The sequence below is a fragment of the Arthrobacter castelli DSM 16402 genome (assembly GCF_000430705.1).
GTDB lineage: Bacteria > Actinomycetota > Actinomycetes > Actinomycetales > Micrococcaceae > Arthrobacter_C > Arthrobacter_C castelli.
In genome coordinates this window covers 55,389-78,206 of record NZ_AUMN01000011.1, presented here as the reverse complement: position 1 = coordinate 78,206, position 22,818 = coordinate 55,389, and the positions used below count along the sequence as shown (strand labels likewise).

The window sequence follows — 22,818 nt, the reverse complement described above, 5'->3', positions numbered from 1 at the left end:
ATCGGTAATGACAAACATTCCCGCATTGAGGGCACCCCCTCTATTCACCCCGCTCCAGCACGGAGGCCAGCAGTGCGGGATCGACAGAACCGCCGGACACCACCGCCGCCACCCAGGGCCCTGCTGCCGCCCCGGATCCCGCCGCCACCCTGGACCCTGCTGCCGCCCCGGATCCCGCCGCCACCCTGGCCCCTGCCGGCACCAGGTCGTGCATCCACGCGGCCACCGCCGCGGCACCGGAGGGTTCGGCCACCAGCCGCCCGCCCAAGGCAAGATGCCGCATCGCCGCCAGCATCTGCTCCTCGGAGACGGTGACGATGTCGTCGACATACCGTTGCACGTGCTCCCACGTGTGCACTCCCAGTGAGGTCGTACGCAGCCCGTCGGCGACGGTGCGGTAGGTCTGCTCCGGGGTCCAGGTGACTCGCGACCCCCGACGCAGGCTCTCCGCTGCATCCGCTGCCAACTCCGGTTCGACGCCGACCACCCGGGTGTCGGGGCTGATCGCCTTGACCGCCGTGGAAACCCCGGAGATGAGCCCGCCACCAGAGACGGGCACCAGGACGACGTCGACGTCGGCGACCTGCTCGAGCAGTTCAAGCCCGACGGTGCCCTGGCCGGCGATCACCCGCAGGTCGTCATACGGAGGCACATGGACGCCGCCCCGGTCAGCAGCGAGTTCCCGCGCCCTGGTGTCCCTTTGCGCTGCCGGCACCAATTCCACCTCGGCTCCGAGCGCCCGCACCGCCGCGATCTTCGGTGCAGGCGCGACGTCCGGCATCACGATCACGGCCCGCAGACCGAGCCGGTGCGCCAGCCAGGCGACGGCGCGGGCATGATTGCCGGACGATTGGGCGACCACTCCGTTCTCCCGGGTCGTCTCCAGCACCTGCAGGATGGCGTTGGACGCGCCGCGGATCTTGAACGCTCCCGTCGGCTGCAGTGACTCGGCCTTGCAATGCAGCACGTCGTCCGGCCGGTCGGGGTGCGGCAGTTCAACCACCGGGGTGCGCAGCGCCAGATCCCCGATCCGCTCGGCTGCCCTGCGAATGTCCTGCAGGCTGACCAGCTGGGCCGCGGCGTCAACACTCATCGAACGTCCTCACCAATCACGTCACGAAGGCTCATAGTAGGACAGTACCGGACGGCAGCGTACGGTCCGTCGGCCACCAGCTGAAAAAATCTCCGACAACCACAGACGCCGGCACGGTATCGTTGCTAGGCTCATGTGCATGACGGCAGTCAATGCCCAGCAGACCACGGCCCAGCAGGCCACGGCCCAAGAGAGCTTGGACGACCTGCTGGCAGCGCATCGCACCGAACTCATGGGATTCTGCTACCGAATGCTGGGGGCAGGTTCGGAAGCGGAAGATGCCGTGCAGGAGACACTGGTGCGTGCCTGGAGCCACCGGGACGGCTTCGAAGGCCGTTCTGCGGTCAGGTCCTGGCTGTTCAAAATCGCGCACAACGTCTGCGTCGACATGCTCCGCAGCCCGCAGCGCCGCGCCCGCCCGATGGAATTAGGGCCGTCGACGCCGGTCAGCGATGCAGCGCTCGGGCCGCCGCGGACTGAGGACACGTTCGTCCAACCTGTCGCCGACGAGCGCGTGATCGACACCAACGCCGACCCCGCCGACGTCGCCGTGGCCCGCGATTCCATCCGCCTCGCCTTCGTCGCCGCGCTGCAGCACCTGCCGCCGCAGCAGTGGGCATCGCTGATCCTGTGCGAAGTGCTCCGGTGGAAGGCCGCAGAGGTGGCCGAATTGCTGGAGTTGAGCGTCGCGGCGGTGAACAGTTCGCTGCAGCGGGCACGCGCCACCATGGCCACGGTACGGGGCGAGCCATTGGAGCCCACGCTCGATTCGGGTCATCAATCGCTCATCCGCCAGTACGTGGCCGCCTTCGAATCCTACGATATGGAACGGCTGGTGCACCTGCTGCGCAACGACGTCGTGCTGTCCATGCCGCCTTTCGATCTGTGGCTGCACGGCCCGGACAATCTGATTGGCTGGTTCCTCGGCGAGGGCATCGTGTGCAAGGACGGCCGGCTGCTGCCCGTCAACGTCAACGGCACGGCCGGCTTCGGTAACTACCACCGCGTGGCCGACGGCGTCTGGGAACCATTCGCGATTCAGGTCATCGAGGTCGGCGGCGGCAAGATCACCGGCCACCACAACTTCCTCTACCCGGAAATGTTCGCCGACTTCGGACTTCCGGACCGGATCGAAGAGCCCTGAACTACAGCGCGACAGGCGCCGGAGGATGAGATCGGTTGGGCCACTACGGACTCTGCTGCCTGTCCACTACGCACCGAGGAGAAAATCGTGAGCCAGCAAATCGGGTATCCGAACGGAGCGCCGTGTTGGGTGGAAACCCTGCAGCCCGATCCGCATGCCGCCGTGGAATTCTATGGCCCTCTATTCGGGTGGGAATTCCACGAAACAGGTGCGGAGGTGGACCGCAAGGGCAGCCGCGGCGACGACGGCGGCGGGTACTTTACGCTCGACGGGAAGCAGGTGGCCGGCATCAGGTCGATTAAGGCACCTGATAATCAGCCAATTCCACCGATGTGGAGCACCTCCATTCGCACAGCGGGCATCGGCGCAGCTATTGAGGACGCAGCGGGCGCCGGCGGAAAAGTGTTGCTCGGCCCAATCCCCGTGCCGGGCGGCCAGTGGGCGATGCTCATGGACCCCACCGGAGCCGCCATCGGCCTCCTCGAACCCGGCGACAGGGCAGGTGATCAGGCGGGCGCCGAGCTGGTCAATGAACCCGGGACGTGGATGATGAGCTCGCTGCACACACCCGACACTGCCGCGGCGGGAAGGTTTTACAAGGATCTCTTCGAGTGGGAAGCGGAGCTTCGCGCCCCCGACTCGCCGGTTTCGTTTTTCCGGTTGCCCGGATACGACGGCGGCAAGCCGGGTCAGGATGTTCCCGACGACGTCGTTGCCGTGATGAGGGGCATCGACAGCAGCGACGCCGTCAATACCCCGCCGCATTGGGGCGTCAATCTCCGGGTGGCCGACACCGAGGCGACAGCGCAGAAAACCGGCGGCCTCGGAGGCCAGGTATTGATGCCTCCGACCACGACGCCGGAGTTCGTCAACGCTGTGCTGATGGATCCGCAAGGTGCTGTCTTCTCCGTCAGCCAGGTGGTGGCGTAGTTCAGACGCGCTGCGCTTCGACGACCTTGTGCATGACGCAGTTTTTCTTGCCTTTCGGGCGGTCGTAAGTGAAGCCGACGCGTTCAAACATTCCGCGTGTGACGTTGTACAAGAAAGATGCCGAGGTCTTCTTGTCGGGGGCGCCAGCGGATTCGACCTCTTTGCGGTGGTAGATGCCGGGGAGTTCCTCGGGTGTGCCGTACTCGCACCAACCCACGGCGGTCGCGCCGTCGAACACTAAAGCCGCGTGCGCGTTGCCCTTGCGCACCAGCCACTCTTTGAAGTCGCGGGGATTGCCGGCCGCGCGTCGCTGAGCCGGGGTCGAGTGATGGAACCAGGTGCACCAGCAACCGCCCATACCGGCCCCGTTGTTCCTGGCACACAGATCCGCGAATGCGTCCCATGTCCGGCTCGTCAGGGCTTTGATCTGGTATTCACCCATCGTGCCGTCCTGCTGTCGTGCGGAGTCTACGAAGGCAGTATTGCACACTCTTCAGTCAGGCGGGAGTCTTCCGGCGCCGGTCCAGCACGGCCACGCCCACCCCGATGACGAACCAGATCAGCCCGATCAGCAGCGCCAGTTGGCTGGACGAGGCAAGCACGACCACCAGCAGCACGGCACCGACTGCCGGGACCACGCCATGGGAGAACCAACGGCCCGGCACCGATGCCTTGCGCTTGACCAGGTAGTAGCCGATCACCGAGACGTGCAGCAGGATGAAGGCCGACAAAGCACCGACGTTGACGATCGAACTGAGGATGTCGAGCCCGTTCGCCTGGGTCGCGGCCCACACCGCGACGACCACGTTTCCACCCGCTGCGAGGAGGATGCTGCGCGCCGGAACACCAGTTCGTTCAGACACTTTGGCGAACACATGAGGCAGCCGGCGCTCGCGGGCCATGTCCATGATGATTCGGCTTCCGGCGCCCTGGCCGACCATTGCCGCAAATGCCGCACCGGCCGCCTTCGACAAGGCCAGCAGCCAGTGCAGCCACGATCCGAGGCTCTCCTCGACGGCGGTGTAATAGGCAGGACCTTGAAGCTCCGGATTGGCCTGCAATTCGGCCGGGGAGACAGGGAACAGCAGGGCACCGACATAGCTCTGTGCGATGAACAGCAATCCGGCGATGATCAGGCAGAGCAAAGTGGCCCGCCCCACCATGGTCGCTCTGCCCTTGGTCTCTTCGGCGAAGGTGGCAAGCGCGTCGAAGCCCAGAAAGGACAGCACTGCGATGGCTACTGCACCCAGCACGGCCGCGATGGAGAAACCATCGACGCCGGTAAACGGAGTCAACCAGCCGCGCGCCGGCCCCTCCGTGGCGATGAAGTAGATGCCGAAGACCAGCACCAGCGCCAACACAAACACTTCAAGCAGCACGACGGCGGTAATCACCCGCGATGCCACCCGCACCCCGGCCAGGTTCAAGGCGGTGGTCCCGACGACGGCGGCGGCCACGAACACCCATACGGGGATGGCCGGAAACAGCGAGTTCAGGGCGATCCCTGTGAACAGGTATGCCACCGAGGGAATCAGCAGGTAGTCGAGCAGGATCATCCACCCGGAAACGTAGCCCGCCCGCGGCCCGATGCCGGCGTCGGCGTAGGCAAACACCGACCCGGCCCGGGGAACTTCGCGGGACATCCGCATGTAACTCGACGCAGTAAACGCCATCACCAGCGTCGCGATGGCGTACACGGTGGCCACTGCACCGCCGGACTGCGCATCCAGTGTCCCGAAGATCCCCACGGCCGCCGCCGGGCCGATGAAGACGAGCCCGAAGAAGATCAGCTGGCCCAGCGAGATGCTGCGTTTCAGCTGGCCCGGTGACTGTGAATCGGAGCTTTCGTGAACGGCCATCTTTACATTGTGTCGCAGTGTTGGCGAGCTGTGTGGGCGCGCGTAACAGAAGTCAACGCCGGGTGTCGGTGGCCGGTGACATGATGGGGAGATGAGTGAAAATCCAGATCCCAGCCTGCGTTCAGTCGAATTGTCCCGTCTCGCCACCGGGCACTACCGTGCCCGTAACGCCGACGGCGCCGAGCTCGAGTTCGGGCAAGGGGAGGGGCTGCTGAGCCCCGTCGAACTCATGCTCGCGGCCATCGCCGGCTGCTCATCCATCGACGTCGATACGGCCACATCGCGCAGTGCGGAACCGACTGAGTTCCAGGTCGGTGCCACGGCGCACAAGGTCACCGAGGATGGCGCGAACCGGATGGACGACATCAACCTGTCCTTCAATCTCGCGTTCGGCGACGACGACGGCGGCCGGAAAGCGGCCAGCATGGTCCAGCGCTTGGTTGAGCTCTCGCACGACAAATACTGCACCGTCTCTCGCACGGTCGAACGCGGCACCGCGGTGAGCCACGACGTCAACGTGAACGGCAATCGGACCGACGGGAACTGAGCTGATGTCTGACACCGTGGTGGGCGAGGACGGGCTGGCCCGGCCGGCGTGGGCGTCGGTGGATCCGATGCTGCGCGAGTACTACGACACCGAATGGGGCATGCCCGTAACCGGTGAGCAGGAGCTGTTCGAACGGATCAGCCTGGAAGGGTTCCAGGCCGGGCTGTCTTGGGCAACCATCCTGCGCAAGCGTCTGGCTTTCCGGAAGGCCTTCGCCGACTTCCATCCCGATACGGTGGCAACCTACACCGAAGCGGACGTGGAACGGCTGATGCAGGATGCATCGATCGTGCGGAACCGCCGGAAGATCGAAGCCACCATCACCAACGCGAAGGCCACCATTGAACTGCGCGACGACGGCGGCCTGGTGGAGTTCGTCTGGTCATTCCAACCTGATTCTTCACCCGCACCACGGACCGCCGCGGAAGTCCCCACCACCTCGCCGGAATCGATCGCGCTATCCAAAGCCCTGCGGAAGCGCGGCTTCGCCTTCGTCGGCCCGACGACGATGTTCGCCCTGATGGAAGCCGTGGGCATGATCGACACGCACTTGGTGGACAGCCACCGCCGCGGCTCAGCCGGCATCTGGACCACCTTGCCGGACGGCTCCACCCGGCTCACCAGCCGATAACGGACAGAAACTATGGGCTGTTGCCGTTGAGCACCGGCGTCCACGACCGGATGTGTAAAACGGTCGTGATGGCCGACTAACCTTGACGCTGTGCCTGGTACTTGTCCCGCCTCTCGATGAGGTGGCGCCGGGTGGCCGAGGTGAGCAGCGCCGGGGTGCCAAGCCGCATGACTTCGAATTGTTTGTCGTCGATTCCGGCTGCACGCAGCATCACCTCCGCCCGCTGGGAGACACTGCCTTTAACGCCGAAGTGCGCCAGCAGATCTTTGGCCGACAAACCGCCGGTGTATCCGTGCAGTCTGTCGTTTGCCTTGGCGATGATCCAGCAAATTGCTCCGGCAGCTGTGTTCGCCGCTCCCTTACGCCGGAAAATTGCCGGGTCACCGGCTGCCACCCGGGCCAGCAGCCGCCGGGCCGCCGTCCGATGCTCGTGCGGGTGAGGCGCACCGGACGCATCTGATGTGGCGGCGTCGAGCAGGTCGGCACAGCACCGGTCACAGAGGTCAAGCACCTCCTGGACGCGCTGATGCGTGTCACCGGGGATGCGCTCCCAATCGAAGTCCTCAGCGGGTAGCGGTTTGTCGTCGAGCTGCTCCATTTGTTCAGCTCCGCCAACACTGCGCCGGATGCCATCGAGCATGATCTCCTCGATGCCGGCGGCTTCGAGTGCTTCCAACTCGTCCATCCTGCGTTGGATGTCGGCTTGAGCCTCGTCGAAAGTGGAATCACCTTGTCCTACAGGAGGAAGCGCGCCAACCGCTTCCAGCAGCGAGTCCGGCCCCTGCCTGCGGTCGGAATTGATCAAGCCCTCATACTCGGGGGTGAACCGGTCGATTGATTCCAATGTCTCGGTGGTCAGTCCCTCCCGGATGTTCCGGCGGTGATGGCAGTACTGCACGAAGGCGCGCAGCAGTCCGGGCAGCGGACGGAGATCCTCCGCCGGCGCAACGATCTTGCGGGGGAACCAGTCGGATAACACGATCTCGACCGACGGCGGACTCCATCGGAGCGGATCGCCCGGCCCGTAATCGGTGCCGAACCACAGGACGGACTCGAGCAGGAACCGATGGACAGAGTCGTCGAGGTTCCGTCCGTATCGTGAGGTGAAGAAGTCTTCAGTGAGTTCGCTGAGCTGCTTGTCGGTATACTCCGGGCGTTCGTATCCGGAGCCGCCTGCAGGTGCCTGGCGCACCACCGCTTCCAGCAGCGCCCGTTCGGCCGGCCACGTCTCTGTTTCCAGCGGCGGATAGGTAATTGATGACAGCTCGATGGCGTCCTGTACTTTGGCTCTTGCCGCTGCGAGGTCCAGCTCCGCCAGGGTGTAATCTTCCGCCGGCATGGTGTTTTTGGTGTGCGCCAGTACCGATTCGACGGGCCCGTCCAATGTGAAGGCGTCCTTGACCAACGTCCCGAGATTATGGTCCACGTACACCACGAACGTGAACTCATCCCCGTCAGCGTTCCTGGCGCCGAGGAAGATGTTATCGCCGTCGCCGAGCACGTGACTCATTTCCACGGCCCGGTATGGTGCCGGAGCCGCATAGTACTGTTGCAGCGACGTCGAGTACCTTTCCAGCAACCAGCGACGGATCCGGGCGCTCAAGAGTTCGTCAGTGACCAACGTCCTCGATGCTGCCAGCAGGAGACTTGTTTCCGCCAGATCCGTGTCCAATAAGGACTCTATGAAATCAGCCTGATTGGGCACCTTGTTTCGCTCGAACGGATTGGCCGACCGGGGATCCATGGTGGCCAACAGCGCGCTGGAAAGCTGCAAGAGCGGCAGCGGGTGATCCGATTCCGCGGCTTCATTGATCTGGTTGAACAATTCCGGTGGTGGCCCCGGCTCCATCGACTCATCGCGATGATGGTTCGGAGCCGACGTCGAAGGGCGGCTGGACAGCTGTTGTTGCCGCCGTCGTACCTTGGCTGCTTTCGATGTGCTGGTGTTCTTCCGGCGTTTGGACATGGCCCCAGTTTAGGGAGTCGGCAGCGGTACCGATGATTTCGGGACACTTCAATCGTCTTATCGGTGCACCCGCCCATAGGAGGAACCATGCTCGATCTGGAACCGGCCACCAACACGATGGCAGAGCTGATTCGGGGAGTTGCCGACCATCAGCTGTATGTACCTACCCCGTGTCCGGATATGTCCCTCGGGGACCTGATTGATCATGTCGCCGGCTTGTCCCTGGCCTTTACCGCTGCGGCATCCAAGACCAGCCTGGAGGCAGGAGCGGGGCCAAGTGCTGACATGTCCCGATTGAATTTGGGCTGGCGCTCGTACATTCCGAAGCGGCTGGCGGCGCTCGCCCAAGCGTGGCGCAAAGACGAGGCGTGGGAAGGATTCACCCAAGCGGGCGGTGTGGACCTGCCCGGAGATGTTGCTGGGCTGGTCGCCCTTGATGAAGTCATTGTGCACGGGTGGGATATCGCGGCCGCAAGCGGTCAGGAGTTCACCTGTCCGCCTCACCTGTTGGAAGTCGCCTACGGGTTCCTGCAAGCATCAGTGGCCGAGAATCCTCAGGGAACGCCCGGCCTGTTCGACGCGCCGGTAGCGGTGGCCGATCATGCGCCGCTGGTGGACCGGGTTATTGGCCTGACCGGCCGGGACCCGGCATGGGCAGGTGCGCGACGATGATGGGGAGCTCGGACGAGCGGGACGCCGTTGGCCACGCGCATCACCTACCGGGTCAAGCGAGGTCCAGCCGCATGATCAATCGCGGCAAGCGGCTCGACACGGCGCCGGTGGTTCCTATCATCCGGAATCCAGCCCGCTCGAACATCGGTTTGGTTCCCACGTAGGCCATCACCGTATCCATCCGGTCGGCAGGGTCGACGGGATAAGCTTCCACGGCGGGAGCCCCGTGCGAGGTGGCATAGTCAATCGCGCCTTCAAGCAGCTGGCCCGTCACGCCCTGCCGCCGATGCCCGGGACGGACGACAATGCAGATGATGCTCCACACGGGCACATCGTCCACCGGGCGGATGGTGCGCGAGCGCGCCAGGCGGCTCATCTCTGCCCTGGGGCCGATATTGCACCAGCCCACCGGGTCGCCGTCGAAGTAGGTCACCACGCCGGGCGGATGGTCACGTTCGCACAGCCGGCGCATGGCCTGCTCGCGGTCCCCATCGCCGAGCCGCTCAATATCGCCGGTGCTCAGCCGTTGTGACAGGCACCAGCAATGGTTCGCGCGGCGGTTCGGATTGATAACGTCAGAAAAGTCTTCGAACCGGTCCGGCGTCAGTGGATACGTCTCCCAACCCATGGTTCCCATCTCCTACATTCCCGCGACCATCCGGCGGGCGGCGGCGGAATGCTCCGCGATCAAGGCCGGCAGGTCCAGCCCGTCGATCTCTCCGTCGACCACCCGCCATTGCCCGCCGACCATCACCCGGTCTGCACGTTCGGCCCCGCACAGCAGCAACGCGGCGACCGGATCGTGGCTACCCGAAAAACGAATGTCGTCCGTCTTGAACAGCGCCAGGTCAGCCTGCTTGCCCGCGGCGATCTCGCCGACGTCGTCCCGCCCCAAGGCGCGCGCGGAACCTTTGGTGGCCCACCCCAGCGCCCGCTCGGGTGTTGCCTGCTCGGCCCCGTAGCGCAGCCGTTGCACGTAGAGTGCCTGCCGGGCTTCCAGCATCAGGTTGGATCCGTCGTTGGAAGCCGAGCCGTCCACCCCAAGGCCGACGACGGCGCCGGCGTCTTCCAGCTCAACAGCCCGGCAGATCCCGGAGGCCAGCCGCATGTTCGACGTCGGACAGTGGGCAATGCCGACGCCGGCAGCACCCAGCCGCGCGATCTCCTCATCATTGAAGTGCACGCCGTGGGCCAGCCAGGTCCTCGGTGACAGCCAGCCCACGCTCTCCAGGTAATCGACGGTCCGCAGTCCGAACATGTCGCGGCAGAAATCCTCTTCGTCGATTGTCTCCGCCAAGTGGGTATGGAGCCGGACATCGTGCTCGGCGGCCATTGCGGCACTGTCGCGCATGATGTCCGTGGTGACCGAGAACGGCGAGCATGGTGCCAGTCCGATCTGTATCCGGGCGCCGTGGCCGCGCTCGTGGTGCTGCTGTATCAGCCGTTTGCTGTCGGCCAGGATGACCTCCGCTTGCTGGACGGTTTGCCGGGGCGGCAGGCCGCCGTCGTCCTCGCCCAGAGTCATGGAGCCACGGGTGAGAAGGGCACGCATCCCCAAATTCCTGACCACGGAGACCTGGATATCGATCGAATCCTCCATCCCGCCCGGGAAGAGGTAGTGGTGATCCGCCGCCGTGGTGCATCCGGACAGCAGCAATTCGGCGAGGGCAACAGTGGTCGCCAGCTCCAGATCGCGCGGAGTCAGCCGCGCCCACACGGGATACAGGTTAACCAGCCACGGGAACAGCGGGACGTTGACCACCGGCGCCCAGACGCGGGTCAGCGTTTGGTAGAAGTGGTGATGCGTGTTGACCAGCCCGGGGAGAATGACATGGTCGCGGGCTTCAAAGCCCTCGTCATAACCGGTTGCGGGCCTCTGCCCCGCGGGGACCAGCTCCACGATTGAGCTGCCTTCAACCACCACTCCGCCGTCAGCGTCCAGGTCGTTGGCGGTGAAAACGCCCCTCGGATTGCGCAGCCATAGCCGCTTCTCGGTCATGGGAATCCTTCGCTCGATGCGCACGCGGCACCGGCCAATACCGGCTGCCACCGGCATCGATGCCGCCAGCTCAGTGTTGTCCTGTCTGCTGATCCAGGATCCGCCTCAACGGATAGCAATCACCATACCACCGCAACCGCGACGAAGTTTCATAATCTGAAAAAAGAATTTCAAAAAACTATTGCGCAAAGCTCCGCGCCGTGAGTAATGTCACTGTCATGCTTGGCGCGTGGGGAGCGCGCCGTCGGATATGAGAGGTCGGCTATGAAGCGGAACGCAGCTAAGGCTGTTAAGAACAGGAACAGGCCTGAGGACGAACGATTGCCGGTGGGGCGGTCCTTCACGTTCGGACTGCAGCACGTCCTGACGATGTACGGAGGCATCATCGCCGTCCCGCTGATCGTGGGGTCGGCGGCCGGACTGGGGCCGGATGAAATTGCCGTGCTGATCGCCTCGGCTCTCTTCATCGGCGGAGCGGCGACCATCCTGCAGAGCTGGGGGATACCCTTCTTCGGCTCCCAGCTGCCACTGGTCCAAGGTGTCTCCTTCGCCGGCGTCGCGACGATGATTGCCATCCTCGAAACCGGTGGCGGCATCCAGGCAGTCTTCGGCTCGGTGCTCGCGGCCGGCGTCATTGGCCTGGTGATTGCGCCCTTCTTCGCCAAAGTCATCCGCTTCTTCCCGCCGGTGGTGACGGGAATTGTCATTACCACCATTGGCTTGACCCTGATGCCGGTTGCGGCGAACTGGGCGATGGGCGGGGACTCGGAAGCGGAAAGCTATGGCAGTCTGGCCAACATCGGGCTGGCCGCGTTGACGCTGTTGATCGTGCTGGTGTGCAGCAAGATCGGCAGCGCCGCTATCTCCCGGCTGTCGATCCTGATTTCCATCGTGGCGGGCACCTTGATCGCCGCCGCGTTGGGGATGACCGACTTTTCCAACGTCTCCGATGGGCCGATTATCGCGGTTCCGCAGCCATTCGCGTTCGGTTGGCCGGTCTTCGAAGTCGCCAGCATCATCTCGATGACCATTGTGGTGCTGGTGACCATGACGGAGACGACGGCGGATATCCTCGCCGTGGGCGAAATCGTGGACACCGAAACCGGATCGCGCAGGATCGGCGACGGACTGCGCGCGGACATGCTCTCCAGCGCGATCGCGCCGATCTTCAACTCCTTCACCCAAACCGCGTTCGCCCAGAACGTGGGACTGGTGGCCATTACGGGCGTCAAGAGCAGGTTTGTGGTCAGCGCCGGCGGCGTCATCATGCTGGTGCTGGGGCTGCTGCCGGTGCTCGGCCGGGTGGTCGCGGCGGTTCCGACGCCGGTGCTCGGCGGGGCAGGCGTGGTGCTGTTTGGCACTGTGGCCGCCAGCGGCATCCGCACCCTGGCCAAAGTGGACTACAAAGACAACATGAATCTGGTGATCGTGGCGACGTCGCTGGCGTTCGGGATGATCCCGATTGTCGCCCCCACTTTCTATGACAACTTCCCCGACTGGTTCGCCACCATCTTCCACTCCGGCATCAGCTCCGCCGCGGTGATGGCGGTGTTGCTGAATGTGGTGTTCAACCGTATCAAGGTTGGCAACGCGAAAGACTCCTCCGTGTTTGTGGCTGGCACGGCGCGGTCCATCCGCCCCGAGCAGCTCAAGGCATTCCGGGAAGGCGATACCATCAAGGATGGCAAAGTGCTGGACTGCGACGGGAAGGAAGTACCGGTAGCCGAAGAGGGAGTCGACAAGGAATGAGCTGAATGCACCGCACCCTGGCCTACCGCCAGCCCTACGCCTCCGACGCGTTACTGGCGGCGCTCGCGGCCCACGCGGTCCCCGGACTGGAGGCGACGGACCCGGCGGCGCGGACCCATACCCGGACCATCAAGACCGGCGGCGGTCCCGTCGTCGTCACCGTTGGATTCCAGGTTCCGGGGCAGGTGGACTTGACGATTAGGACACGGGAAGCCGTGCCTGCCCCAGCCGCCTCAGCCATCGCCGACGAGGTGGAACAACGGGTGCGGCACTGGCTCGATCTCGACGCCGATCCGGCGATTATCGACGCCGCGCTCAGCAACCACGCGCAACTTGCCCCACTGGTGGCGAAGCGGCCCGGGCTGCGGGTGCTGGGAACGGTGGACGGGTTCGAAACGGCCGTGCTGACCGTGATGGGTCAGCAAGTCTCGCTTGCCGCGGCGCGCACCTTCGGCGGCCGGTTGGCGGAGGCGTATGGAACTTCGGTGTCCGACGGGTACCTGGCGTTTCCGGACCCCGAAACCCTGGCCGCCGTCCCAGTGGAGGAACTGCGAGCGGCCGTTGGGCTGACCGGCTCCCGTGCGAAGACTGTCCATGCGGTGGCAGCGGCCGCCGCTTCCGGCACATTGCGGCTGGTTCGTGGGGCCCACCAGGAGGAAACTCGGACAGCGCTCCTCGCCATTGCCGGCATCGGCCCATGGACGGCGGATTACCTGGCCGTACGGGTCAATGCGGACCGGGATGCCTATCCATCCGGCGATCTGGTGCTCCGCCGTGCGCTCGGCGTCAAGACCGCAGCCCAGGCCTCGGCGCTGTCAGAGCCCTGGCGCCCACACCGCGCGTATGCACTGTTCCACCTGTGGACGCAGGACGCCTACGCCTAAGCAAAGCGGCCGGCGTTTTTGGCTCGCTTCCTCTCTGGTGCCAAATCAGTAAGAAAGTCGATAGTCACATCGGTACTGAGTTTGTATCTTATATTGATACAAACTCAGCATGAGTTCTGAAGTGGTTGCTACGGTGAGTGACCTCGCGGGCAGCCAATGGGGGCTGCTGACCACCAAGCAGGCCACGGAGCATGGGGTCAGTCGGGTGCAGCTGGGGAGGCTCGCCCGAAAAGGCATGCTTGAACGTGTAGAGCAAGGCGTCTATGGCGTGACGTCGAGCACCGACAGGTTCCAAACTCTCCACGCCGCCTGGCTAAGCCTGGGTTCAGGCTCCACTGCGGAGCAACGGGTAACCAATGACAGGGAAGGGATTGTCGCTTCCCATTCCTCCGCGGCCCGCCTGCACGGCATGGGCGATCTGCTGCACGACGTTCCCGAATTCAATACGCTCCGTCGGAAACAAACGGTCCGTACCATGTGACTTCACCGGCTCCAGATTTCGCCAGACGATGTCGTGCTCGTTGACGGGCTCCCCACCACAGGGCCGGAACGAACCATCGCTGACCTCATTCGCGACCATCACGACCTCACGCATGTCGCAACTGCCATCGAAGATGGTCATCGTTCCGGCATTCTGGACATGTCAAAGCTCAGCGGGAAACTGGAGCAGGTTGCTCATCGCACAGGTCACCGGGATGGGCCTGAGCTTCTGGAGTACCTGCTGGACCTAGTGGGACTCAGCGCCGCGGCGCTGACCAAGTCCATCGCGGAATCAGCCATTGGCCGGTTCATCGCCACGTCCGCTGTCCAGCAGTACCGGGACCTCATCGAGGGAATGCCCGTCCCGGATATGGTCCCCTCGACTGTCCAGGCGCTCAAACGGGCAGCGATACTCGACGTAGGCCCCGCGACTGCCCAGGCGCTCACGAACTCTGCAGCACCCAGCATAAAATCTGTAGGAACTCTAATCGGCAAGAACGCCGCGCTTCAAGCCGCTATGCGCGACGAGGTGTCTCGCACACGCGCGAAGCCGATGGCGAGGAGTTCGGCTGCCGAGACGGTTGCAGAAGACGCCAATGGAGAGACAGACCAATGAGGGCTCCTGCAAGTTACAAAACCAGCCAGGCTTTCTGGCGGGCCATCACATAGCACGCGAAGAATGCAGCAAAGGACAACGGCCGCCCCGTCGATGAGATCCTGCGCCAATTCGTGCATGAGAGGTTTCTCGTTCGAATTTTCAGCGCGAAGGAACAACGGGTGCTGAAAGGATGCAGCGCGGTCCTGGCCCGGGTGGCCGACGCCCGCACGACGCAGGATGTCGATTTGCTGCGCCAACTTGACGACCTCGAATCTGCCTATGCCGAACTTATTACTGCAGCTAATCGCGGGGTAGACGACCATCTTCGATTTGAAGCAGTCCAGCGAGTTCCCGGCGGTCAGGGACAGGACCAGCCAGCTGTGGAAGGGTGCCGAGTGATCTTCGATGCCTATTGTGGAATAACGAAACTAAATCCGGTCAAGGTGGATCTGGTGGTTGGCCCGGTCATGACCTCGGCCCCCGAGGAAGTCGCTCAGTCGGTGTTCGAGATTGAGGGAATGAGTCCCATAAGAATGCAACTGTATCCCGTTGTGGATCACGTAGCGGACAAGGTATGCGCCACCCAGGCACGGTATGGTTCCTCGGGTGGCAGATCCAGCCGGGTGCGCGACCTTGTCGACCTCGTGGTCCTTGCCCGCAGCCAGAACATCGACGGCGACTCCTTATCTGTCGCTCTCAGATCAGAATGGGCGATGCGGGAACTTGAGGGAAGTCTAATATTCGATCCGCCTTCTGATTGGGAAAACCAATATCCACCAATGGCGCGCAGAGTCCAAGCATGCGGAGAATACACGACGTTTGAATCGGCATAGTCTTGGCCTATCACTGGCGCCGCGGCCAATTTCGTTAGGATGGGGCTGTGGGTGATGACGCCCACGGCCGCCAGCGAAAGGGTAAAGGGTGTCCCAGCCAATCGTCTTCCGGAACGCACACGTCTTCGATGGAACGCAGTTCCTGCACGGCAGCAACGACGTGGTCTTCGACGGCGGATCCGTTGCCGCCGTCGGGCCAGATGCCGGCCACGAACCCGCTTACTCCCATGCCGACGTCGTCGACTGCACCGGCAAGACAGTGCTACCCGGCCTGATCGACCTGCACGTCCACGCCACCACCTCCAATCCCGGCTCGGTCCAAGGCTTCCTGCAGCCGTTTTCGCTGCAGTTCTACGAATCCGTGCGGAATCTGGAGGCCACCCTGCACACCGGCATTACCACCGTGCGCGACGCCGGAGGCGCCGACCTGGGCGCCAAGACCGCTGTCGACACCGGTCTGATCGAAGGCCCGAGAATGCGGCTGGCCATCAGCATCATGTCCCAGACCGGCGGGCACGGCGATTTCTGGCAACCATCCGGCGTCAGTTCCCCTGCCCTTGGACCGCACCCCGGCCGCCCGGACGGAATCGCCGACGGCGTCGAGGAAGTCAGGAAGACAACGCGGCGTATGCTGCGGGCCGGGGCGGATCACATCAAGATCTGCTCCACCGGAGGCGTCCTCTCACCGGCCGATGATCCCGCGCATTCCCAGTTTACGCGCGAGGAAATTGGCGTGATCGTGGAGGAAGCCGGAATGCAGGGCAAATACGTGATGGCCCACGCGCAGGGGACAGCGGGAATCATCAACGCCCTCGAAGCCGGCGTGCGCAGCATCGAACACGGCATCTACCTCACCGACGAAGCGATCCAGCTCTTCCTCGACAAGGACGCCTACCTGGTCCCGACGCTTGCCGCCCCGCGGGCCGTGATCCGCAAGGCCGACGCCGGCGCCAGCGGGCTACCGCCACAGGTCATCGCCAAGGCTCACCGGGTGGCGGACATCCACCGCGAATCCATCGCCCGTGCCGTTGAATCCGGGGTACGTATTGGTATGGGGACCGATTCCGGCGTCGGTGTCCACGGCGAGAACCTGGAGGAATTGGCGCTGCTGTCGGACGTCGGGATGAACCTGGAGCAGGTACTGGCCGCCACCACGTCCGTCGCCGGCGAGCTGATCCACGCCGGCACACCCGTGGGCCGGCTGACGCAGGATCACGCGGCAGACGCCGTGGTGCTGGATGGAAAGCTCGAGTCTGCCGACCAGCTGGCCGGGCTGAAGAACATGATCGACCAGGTGTGGATGGACGGCCGCCAGGTTCGATGACCAATGATCCACCCATTTCGAGTTGGACAGCAGTGGGCGCATAGTGTGACTACCCAACTCTCATCATTACCTGGTTCCGCGAACTGCCCATCGATCTTTCAGGGAATAGCCGAGGATGCGTGGCGGACGCAGTAGTGCGTCCACGGCCGGATTTCGAGGCGGCCTTCGGGAATTGGTTCCCCGCACACCGCGCAGATTCCGTAGGTGCCGTCGTCGAGCCGCTGCAGTGCGGCGTCGATTTCCTTCAGGCGGTTGGAGCTGTCGGCCAGCAGGGTTGAGGCCTGCGAAAGTTCGAAGGCAATGGTCGAGCCTTCGGGGTCGTGCTCGTCGTCGACGTTGGAGTCCTGGCGGGCCTCGCCGACGGCGGCGATGTCTTTCTGCAGTGAGCTGATCAGTGCCTGGCGCTCGGCCCGTTCGGATTCGAGTAGCGCCCGGAACCGTCGTTCGGTGTCAACGTTCATGGGGACCAACCTAGCGGGTCTGGGCGCCATGGCGGTTCAAGTCGGCGATTCGGCTGCCGGGGCGTGCTCAGACTGCCATTGCTGGATCTCCGCGAGCAGCTCACGGCGCCGCTCGTTGGAGATGAAGGCGGCCCGCACGGAGTTTTCGGCTAACCGGACCAGTTGCGTCGTGCTCAGGTCAAATGTCTCCAGCAAACGGGCTACGTTGTCGTCGAGGTAGCCGCCGAAGTAGGCGGGATCGTCGGAGTTGATGGAGACGTTGAGTCCCCGCTCCAGCATCCGGGGCAGCGGGTGCACGGCCAGGGTGTCGACGGCGCGCAGGCGTACGTTCGAGAGCGGGCAGACGGTCAATGGCGTTTGCTCGGCCGCGAGCCGTTCCACCAGCGCCTCGTCATCCATGCATCGGATGCCGTGGTCCACCCGGTCCACCTGCAGCAGGTCCAGGGCCTGGCGGATGTAGTCGGCCGGGCCTTCCTCGCCGGCGTGGGCCACACATTTCAATCCGGCTTCATGCGCACGCTCATAGAGGGCCGCGAAATCCCGCGGTGGATGGCCGACCTCGGCCGAGTCCAGCCCAATGCCGATGATCGGCGCTTCCATGGCAAGCAGGCTCTCCAGTACGGCCAGCGCATCATCGACGGGTTCATCGCGCAGGAAAGCGGCGATCAGTTCGGTGCTGATGCCGAATTCAGTTTCGCTACTGGCCAGCGCGGCGGCCACCCCGTTGATGCAGTTTTCCAGCGGCACCCCACGGGACGTGTGCGCCTGTGGGTCCACCATGATTTCCGCATGCCTCACACCCGCGGCCGCCGCCCGGCCGAGGTAGGAACGGGTCATCTCGGTGAAGTCCGCCTCGGTCTGCAGCACAGCCATATTGTTGTAGTACAGGTTCAGGAAGGACTGCAGGTCGGTGAATTCGTAGCGGCGGCGCAGATCCCCGATATCGGCGTAGGGCAGGTCGATGCCATTGCGGGCGGCCAGCGCAAAGATGAGCTCCGGTTCCAGGGTCCCTTCGATGTGCAGGTGGAGTTCCGCGGCGGGCAAGGGTCTCATGATGCCTGCTTTCATGATTTGAAATCGAATTTTCAAAAGTGTCCTACACCACCCTCCGTGAATGCGGCCTCCAGGGCAAGCCATGTGCGCATTTCGACTTTCGGGATTTGAAAACTAAATTTCATTTGCCTATGGCGTGGCTCACAACTCTCTGTTAGGCTCGACACCAGCCAACGGCGGGCACCTGAAGAATCCGGTGCTATCTACCAGGCGCAACTGAACCTTCGCATTGAATGCAGCGGCGAACTGATGCCGGCCCGCGGCTATCGGGCGAAATACCGCCGGATGGGCTGCTTGCCTCCACTTGGCGCGCTGCTGTCCTCAGGGAGTCGCCTTATGAATAATCGAAACCACCCCGACGCCGGACACTACTTGTCCCGGGCTGTGACCATGGCAGCGGAGAACGTGGCTAACAACGGCGGGCCGTTTGGCGCCGTCGTCGTCACCGCAGACGGCAGAGCGTTCGATGGCCTGAATCGAGTCACCGAATCCAACGATCCCACCGCCCACGCAGAGGTGACGGCCATCCGCGCGGCCTGCTCGGGGTTGGAGACGTTCAACCTCGATGGGGCCGTCCTCTACAGCAGCTGCGAGCCGTGCCCCATGTGCCTGGCCTCCGCGCTGTGGGCCCGCATTGATCATGTCGTTTTTGCCGCAGACCGCTACGATGCGGCGGCGGCCGGGTTCGACGACGCCGCTTTTTACGACTACTTCGACACGCCCGTTGAGCAGCGATCGATGCCAGTGCGGCAGATGGAACCGGACGGCGTCGTCGCTGTCGCACCCTTCGATGCGTGGAACGAGAATTCCACGCGGGTCGCCTACTGAGAGCCGCGGTCATGGCAATATCGACACGCTTCGGCACGAACAAGACCGGCGCTCGAAAGCAGCCCCCGGGCCCGCCCGCGTCAGGCACATCCGGCAACGGCCGCAGGCCGGGTCCGATTGATCGCTACTTCGGCATCACACGGCTGGGATCCTCGTATTCGAGGGAGTTTCGCGGCGGCTTCGCCACCTTCTTCGCGATGTGCTACATCGTGGTGCTCAATCCGCTGATCCTCAGTGGCCCCGACGGCTCGGGCCAGACCCTCGGCGTGCCGCAGGTCGCGGCCGTGACCGCCATCGTCGCCGGCGTGATGACCATCCTGATGGGAATGGTGGCGAAGTATCCGTTTGCTCTTGCGGCCGGACTGGGCGTCACCGCCTTCGTCTCCGCCACTATCGCCACCACGCCGAACCTGACCTGGCCTGACGTGATGGGCCTTGTCCTGATCGCCGGCATCATCATGTTCATTCTGGTGTTGTGCGGGTTCCGTGAGGCAGTGTTCAGGGCGGTGCCGGCCGGGTTGAAGACGGCCATCGTGGTGGGAATCGGGCTGTTCGTCGCGTTCATCGGGCTGGTCAACTCCGGATTCGTGCGCCGCGTGCCTGACGCCGCGGGGACCACGGTGCCGGTGCAGCTGGGACAGAGTGGATCCTTGCTGGGCTGGCCCACGCTGGTCTTCGTGCTGGGGTTGGTGCTGACGATCGTCCTGGTGGTGCGCAAGGTCAAGGGTGCCATCCTGATCGGCATCGTCGCCTCCGCGATATTCGCGATGGTGGTGCAGCTGTTTGCGAATGTGCCCTCCAGTGCGGAGAATCCGTCCGGCTGGTCGCTGGTGGTGCCGGCGATCCCGGACGAGTTCTTCTCCGTGCCGGACCTGTCGCTTTTCGGCGATGTGGACCTCTTTGGCGCCTTCGCCAGCGTCGGAGCCATTTCCGCTGTACTGCTGACGTTCACCATCCTGCTCAGCGTGTTTTTCGACGCGATGGGAACAATGACCGGATTGGCCAGCGAGGCGAAGCTGCTCGATAAGGACAACAATTTCCCGAATGCCAATCGCGTGCTGCTGGTCGACGCGACCGGTGCCATGGCCGGTGGGCTGGGCGGCGTGTCGGCCAATGAGATCTTCGTGGAATCCGCAGCGGGCATTGCGGAAGGGGCGAGGACCGGTCTGGCCAGCGTCGTGACCGGATCGCTCTTCATCGCCGCGGCCTTCTTCGCGCCGCTGGTCGCCGTCGTCCCATTCGAGGCGGTGGCGCCGGCGCTCGTCGTCGTCGGTTTCATGATGGTCACCCAGATCAGCACCATCGACTGGTCGGACTACGGGATCACGATCCCCGCGTTCCTCACCTTCACGCTGATGCCGTTTACGTATTCGATCGCCAACGGTATCGGCGCCGGGTTCATCGCGTTCGTCATCATCCGGCTGTGCCAGGGGCGGATGCGGGAGGTCCACCCGCTGATGTGGCTGGTCTCGGCCGCGTTTGTCATCTACTTCGGGGTCGGCCCGATCCGGCAGATCCTCGGCGTGGGGTAGCGGCCCCACCGACTGAAAGGCCTCCCGGGCGAGCGTTGAAATTCGCGCTCACCCGGGATGTCTCTTTCCGACTGCGACAACGGTGCCTGCGGGGCATCAGCGAACGAACGTCACGGTCAGCTTCTGGCTGTGGCGGCTTGCGGCAGCGCTAGCACCATACGATCCGTCGTCTGGCCGAAGTCGCCGTGCGCGGGTCTCGGAGTTCAGAAGGGTGCTGGGTCGTCGGGGTCGTGTACTGATTTCCTGTTCGTCGCGTTGCCGGCGGTGTCGTCCGTCTTGGCTTTAGGTATTTGCCATGGGTCCTTCCGGGCCGGTTTGGCTCCGGTGCCGTGCTTTTCGTTGCCGGTGCCGCGTCGGCTTGATCCGTTGGCCTGCTTTGTCGGCTTGGCCGGCTTTGCCGGTGCGTTGTCCGCCCTGCCGCAGTTGTCTGCCTGCTTTTTGGCTGTCTTGAGCAGGGTGGCGATGTCGGGGGCGGGTCGCATCTCCGGTAGTGGGCCTTCGGGGGTGTTGGAGTATTTCCTGCCTGCCGGTGAGGTCCAGTCCACTCTGCCGTCGCGGTGCTGGGTATCCCGCCAGAGTTTCGCGGTCTTGAGCGCGTGGCCGGGTTTGCAGAGTGGTTTCAGATTCGTCAGTTCGGTCTGCCCTGTCGGGTAGGGGACGGTGTGGTCGAGGTCGCAGTGACGGGCGGCTTTGTTGCACCCGTACCCGCGACAGGTGCGGTCGCGCAGCCGGACCATTCTTTGCAGGTCTTTGGGCACCGCATAACTGTCCCGCCCATAGGATAGCGGCGCACCGGTCTCCGGATGAGTCAGTAACCGCTTGAACGACGGAGCATTCGCGGACAGTTGTCGGGCGGTGTCCTCATCGATGGGACCGTACCCTTCCAGATCGGCCGGCTCATCCGATAACCCCATCAACGTCAACACCGGCACCACCACGGTCACCTCAGCCTTAATCCCGGCATAATTCGGAATCCGACCCGAACCCGGCGGATCACCACAGGCAGGCGGATCGACACCACCGCCACTTCCGGCCGATCCGGTGCTTCCGGCTGCCCCGACTGTCCCACCAGCCGACCCGGGCACTGATCCGGCGGTGCCGGGTGCTGCGGGCCCGGTCGGGACCCCCGGTGGCGGATTTGTGCCGTAGAACCCATCGTTGGGGCTGCCGGTTAGGGCCGCTGGTGGTAGTCCGGTGCCGGTGCCGGTATGGAGCAGGTCCGCAGCCACATCAGCGCGCAACTGGGCGAGATCACGTGGTTCTCCGGGGCCCTGTAGCGACCGGGCCAGGCCGGTCAGCCGGTTAAACGCCGCCACCGCCGCCTCGGCCGGCAAATACATGCTCAACCAGCACATCCCGTCCTCGACCGGCTCCACCACCACCGTCCGGTCGGAGGCTGCCTTTGCCTTACGGCGTGTGATCGTCTCCGGGTGGGAGCGTTCCCGCACCCGGCGTGCCTTCGCCGCGACCAGGTGCCTCGCCCGCCCCGGAGCGAAGCCCACCATCTCGGCCTCAAAGTCGGGGTACGCCTCACGCGGCAGGGACCCGCACTGATCGGCAATCACTTCGGCCTGATCCGGATGCAACACCCCCTGCGCCAGAGCATCCAACGTGGCCGGCAGGCCGGTCGTGAGCAGGCGACTGTGCCCGATGACTTTGTCCGTCGCCCGCTTCGACAAATCCAGCACCGTGCCAATCTCCGACTCCGCGACCATCGACGCCAACTGGTCAGCATCGGGACCGGACGGCGGCAACACATCCTGCTCATCAACCCGGTCCCCGGCCGTGGCACACACCCGGGAAACCGCCCTCACCTTCAACGCCTCAGCCGCGGAGGCCAGCCTGGACGCCTCGTCCAGCAACGCCACCGCCTGCCGATAATCCAACGCTTCAGGATCCAGGCGGGTCAGCCCGTTGATAATGCCCCGGGCCAGCACCGGCTTGTCCTTAAACCCCGCGCCACGGATCACGTCACGTTCCAGAAACAGCGTCACCAACAACGGTTCAAACACCGACTCACCACCAGCGCCAGCACCAGCACCCGCGTCACCAGAGGCACCCGCAGCGGCGTCGTCAAAGGCACTGCGGCCCTTGGCACCGGCGCCGGCACCGGGCCGGCCACCGCCGTCGTCGTCAAAGCTGCTATGGACTCCCATACCCATAGCCAACCACCCGGGTACGACAAAATAGGCACAGGGAAGCCATCGTACATAACGGTAAGATAACGAAAAATCG

General features: G+C 64.1%; 22 protein-coding genes. 13 read left to right on the top strand and 9 right to left on the bottom strand.

Annotated elements, in window-relative coordinates:
* Positions 1-40: 40 nt before the first annotated feature.
* Positions 41-1,093 carry a threonine ammonia-lyase gene (locus H535_RS0113160; protein WP_026819917.1) on the bottom strand — a complete coding sequence of 351 codons (1,053 nt, stop codon included), beginning with the start codon at positions 1,091-1,093 and terminating at the stop codon, positions 41-43.
* A 139-nt stretch (positions 1,094-1,232) separates the two neighbouring features.
* On the opposite strand from H535_RS0113160, the gene H535_RS0113155 reads away from it, so the two are divergent.
* Both H535_RS0113155 and H535_RS0113150 read left to right on the top strand, forming a co-directional pair.
* On the top strand, positions 1,233-2,237 hold the full coding sequence (locus H535_RS0113155; RefSeq protein ID WP_051299234.1) for a sigma-70 family RNA polymerase sigma factor: 1,005 nt from the start codon (positions 1,233-1,235) through the stop codon (positions 2,235-2,237).
* A gap of 87 nt (positions 2,238-2,324) precedes the next feature.
* The gene (locus H535_RS0113150; RefSeq protein WP_026819915.1) at positions 2,325-3,167 is read left to right on the top strand and encodes a VOC family protein; all 843 of its coding nucleotides are present in this window, start codon (positions 2,325-2,327) and stop codon (positions 3,165-3,167) included.
* Between the two features lies 1 nt (position 3,168).
* On the opposite strand, the gene H535_RS0113145 is transcribed toward H535_RS0113150, so the two are convergent.
* Positions 3,169-3,609 (bottom strand): hypothetical protein, encoded by a 441-nt coding sequence (locus tag H535_RS0113145; RefSeq protein ID WP_026819914.1) that lies wholly within the window; start codon positions 3,607-3,609, stop codon positions 3,169-3,171.
* Between the two features lie 55 nt (positions 3,610-3,664).
* Positions 3,665-5,026, bottom strand: a complete 1,362-nt coding sequence (locus H535_RS0113140) for an APC family permease (protein WP_026819913.1) — start codon at positions 5,024-5,026, stop codon at positions 3,665-3,667.
* 91 nt (positions 5,027-5,117) lie between these two features.
* On the opposite strand from H535_RS0113140, the gene H535_RS0113135 reads away from it, so the two are divergent.
* Both H535_RS0113135 and H535_RS25355 read left to right on the top strand, forming a co-directional pair.
* Complete coding sequence (locus H535_RS0113135; RefSeq protein WP_026819912.1) at positions 5,118-5,573, top strand: OsmC family protein; 456 nt, start codon at positions 5,118-5,120, stop codon at positions 5,571-5,573.
* Positions 5,574-5,577: 4 nt separating this feature from the next.
* A complete protein-coding gene (locus tag H535_RS25355; RefSeq protein WP_051299231.1) occupies positions 5,578-6,204 on the top strand; it encodes a DNA-3-methyladenine glycosylase I in 627 nt (208 codons plus the stop codon).
* A 76-nt stretch (positions 6,205-6,280) separates the two neighbouring features.
* Here the strand turns inward: H535_RS25355 and H535_RS25350 are convergent, their stop codons facing one another.
* The gene (locus H535_RS25350) at positions 6,281-8,170 is read right to left on the bottom strand and encodes a hypothetical protein (RefSeq protein ID WP_155838683.1); all 1,890 of its coding nucleotides are present in this window, start codon (positions 8,168-8,170) and stop codon (positions 6,281-6,283) included.
* A gap of 87 nt (positions 8,171-8,257) precedes the next feature.
* Between H535_RS25350 and H535_RS0113120 the strand changes: the two genes are divergently transcribed.
* Entirely contained in the window at positions 8,258-8,842 is a 585-nt protein-coding gene (locus H535_RS0113120) for a TIGR03086 family metal-binding protein (protein WP_026819911.1), read from the top strand.
* 52 nt (positions 8,843-8,894) lie between these two features.
* On the opposite strand, the gene H535_RS0113115 is transcribed toward H535_RS0113120, so the two are convergent.
* Positions 8,895-9,479, bottom strand: a complete 585-nt coding sequence (locus H535_RS0113115) for a GNAT family N-acetyltransferase (protein WP_026819910.1) — start codon at positions 9,477-9,479, stop codon at positions 8,895-8,897.
* 3 nt (positions 9,480-9,482) lie between these two features.
* Positions 9,483-10,841, bottom strand: a complete 1,359-nt coding sequence (locus tag H535_RS0113110; protein ID WP_026819909.1) for an 8-oxoguanine deaminase — start codon at positions 10,839-10,841, stop codon at positions 9,483-9,485.
* A 264-nt stretch (positions 10,842-11,105) separates the two neighbouring features.
* Between H535_RS0113110 and H535_RS0113105 the strand changes: the two genes are divergently transcribed.
* The 6 genes from H535_RS0113105 (at position 11,106) to H535_RS0113080 (ending at position 16,709) form a co-directional block, all read left to right on the top strand.
* Positions 11,106-12,590, top strand: coding sequence for a nucleobase:cation symporter-2 family protein (locus tag H535_RS0113105; protein ID WP_026819908.1), 1,485 nt, complete (start codon positions 11,106-11,108; stop codon positions 12,588-12,590).
* Positions 12,591-12,595: 5 nt separating this feature from the next.
* Positions 12,596-13,474, top strand: a complete 879-nt coding sequence (locus tag H535_RS0113100) for a DNA-3-methyladenine glycosylase 2 (protein ID WP_026819907.1) — start codon at positions 12,596-12,598, stop codon at positions 13,472-13,474.
* Between the two features lie 109 nt (positions 13,475-13,583).
* Complete coding sequence (locus tag H535_RS28435) at positions 13,584-13,955, top strand: type IV toxin-antitoxin system AbiEi family antitoxin domain-containing protein (protein WP_081416677.1); 372 nt, start codon at positions 13,584-13,586, stop codon at positions 13,953-13,955.
* Between the two features lie 159 nt (positions 13,956-14,114).
* Positions 14,115-14,570, top strand: a complete 456-nt coding sequence (locus H535_RS0113090; protein WP_026819905.1) for a hypothetical protein — start codon at positions 14,115-14,117, stop codon at positions 14,568-14,570.
* Positions 14,571-14,683: 113 nt separating this feature from the next.
* The gene (locus H535_RS25345; protein WP_211236588.1) at positions 14,684-15,385 is read left to right on the top strand and encodes a nucleotidyl transferase AbiEii/AbiGii toxin family protein; all 702 of its coding nucleotides are present in this window, start codon (positions 14,684-14,686) and stop codon (positions 15,383-15,385) included.
* An 88-nt stretch (positions 15,386-15,473) separates the two neighbouring features.
* Positions 15,474-16,709 (top strand): metal-dependent hydrolase family protein, encoded by a 1,236-nt coding sequence (locus H535_RS0113080; protein ID WP_026819904.1) that lies wholly within the window; start codon positions 15,474-15,476, stop codon positions 16,707-16,709.
* A 98-nt stretch (positions 16,710-16,807) separates the two neighbouring features.
* Here H535_RS0113080 and H535_RS0113075 read toward each other — a convergent pair whose 3' ends face one another.
* Together H535_RS0113075 and H535_RS0113070 are read right to left on the bottom strand one after the other, a co-directional pair.
* Complete coding sequence (locus H535_RS0113075) at positions 16,808-17,170, bottom strand: TraR/DksA family transcriptional regulator (RefSeq protein ID WP_026819903.1); 363 nt, start codon at positions 17,168-17,170, stop codon at positions 16,808-16,810.
* Between the two features lie 36 nt (positions 17,171-17,206).
* Positions 17,207-18,223 carry an adenosine deaminase gene (locus H535_RS0113070; protein ID WP_026819902.1) on the bottom strand — a complete coding sequence of 339 codons (1,017 nt, stop codon included), beginning with the start codon at positions 18,221-18,223 and terminating at the stop codon, positions 17,207-17,209.
* Between the two features lie 336 nt (positions 18,224-18,559).
* Here H535_RS0113070 and H535_RS0113065 point away from each other — a divergent pair, with 336 nt between their 5' ends.
* Positions 18,560-19,051: a nucleoside deaminase gene (locus H535_RS0113065; protein WP_026819901.1), complete on the top strand. Its 492-nt coding sequence runs from the start codon at positions 18,560-18,562 to the stop codon at positions 19,049-19,051.
* Between the two features lie 11 nt (positions 19,052-19,062).
* A complete protein-coding gene (locus H535_RS0113060; protein WP_081416674.1) occupies positions 19,063-20,583 on the top strand; it encodes an NCS2 family permease in 1,521 nt (506 codons plus the stop codon).
* Between the two features lie 203 nt (positions 20,584-20,786).
* Here the strand turns inward: H535_RS0113060 and H535_RS27805 are convergent, their stop codons facing one another.
* Positions 20,787-22,739: an HNH endonuclease signature motif containing protein gene (locus H535_RS27805; RefSeq protein ID WP_051299225.1), complete on the bottom strand. Its 1,953-nt coding sequence runs from the start codon at positions 22,737-22,739 to the stop codon at positions 20,787-20,789.
* Positions 22,740-22,818: the final 79 nt, after the last annotated feature.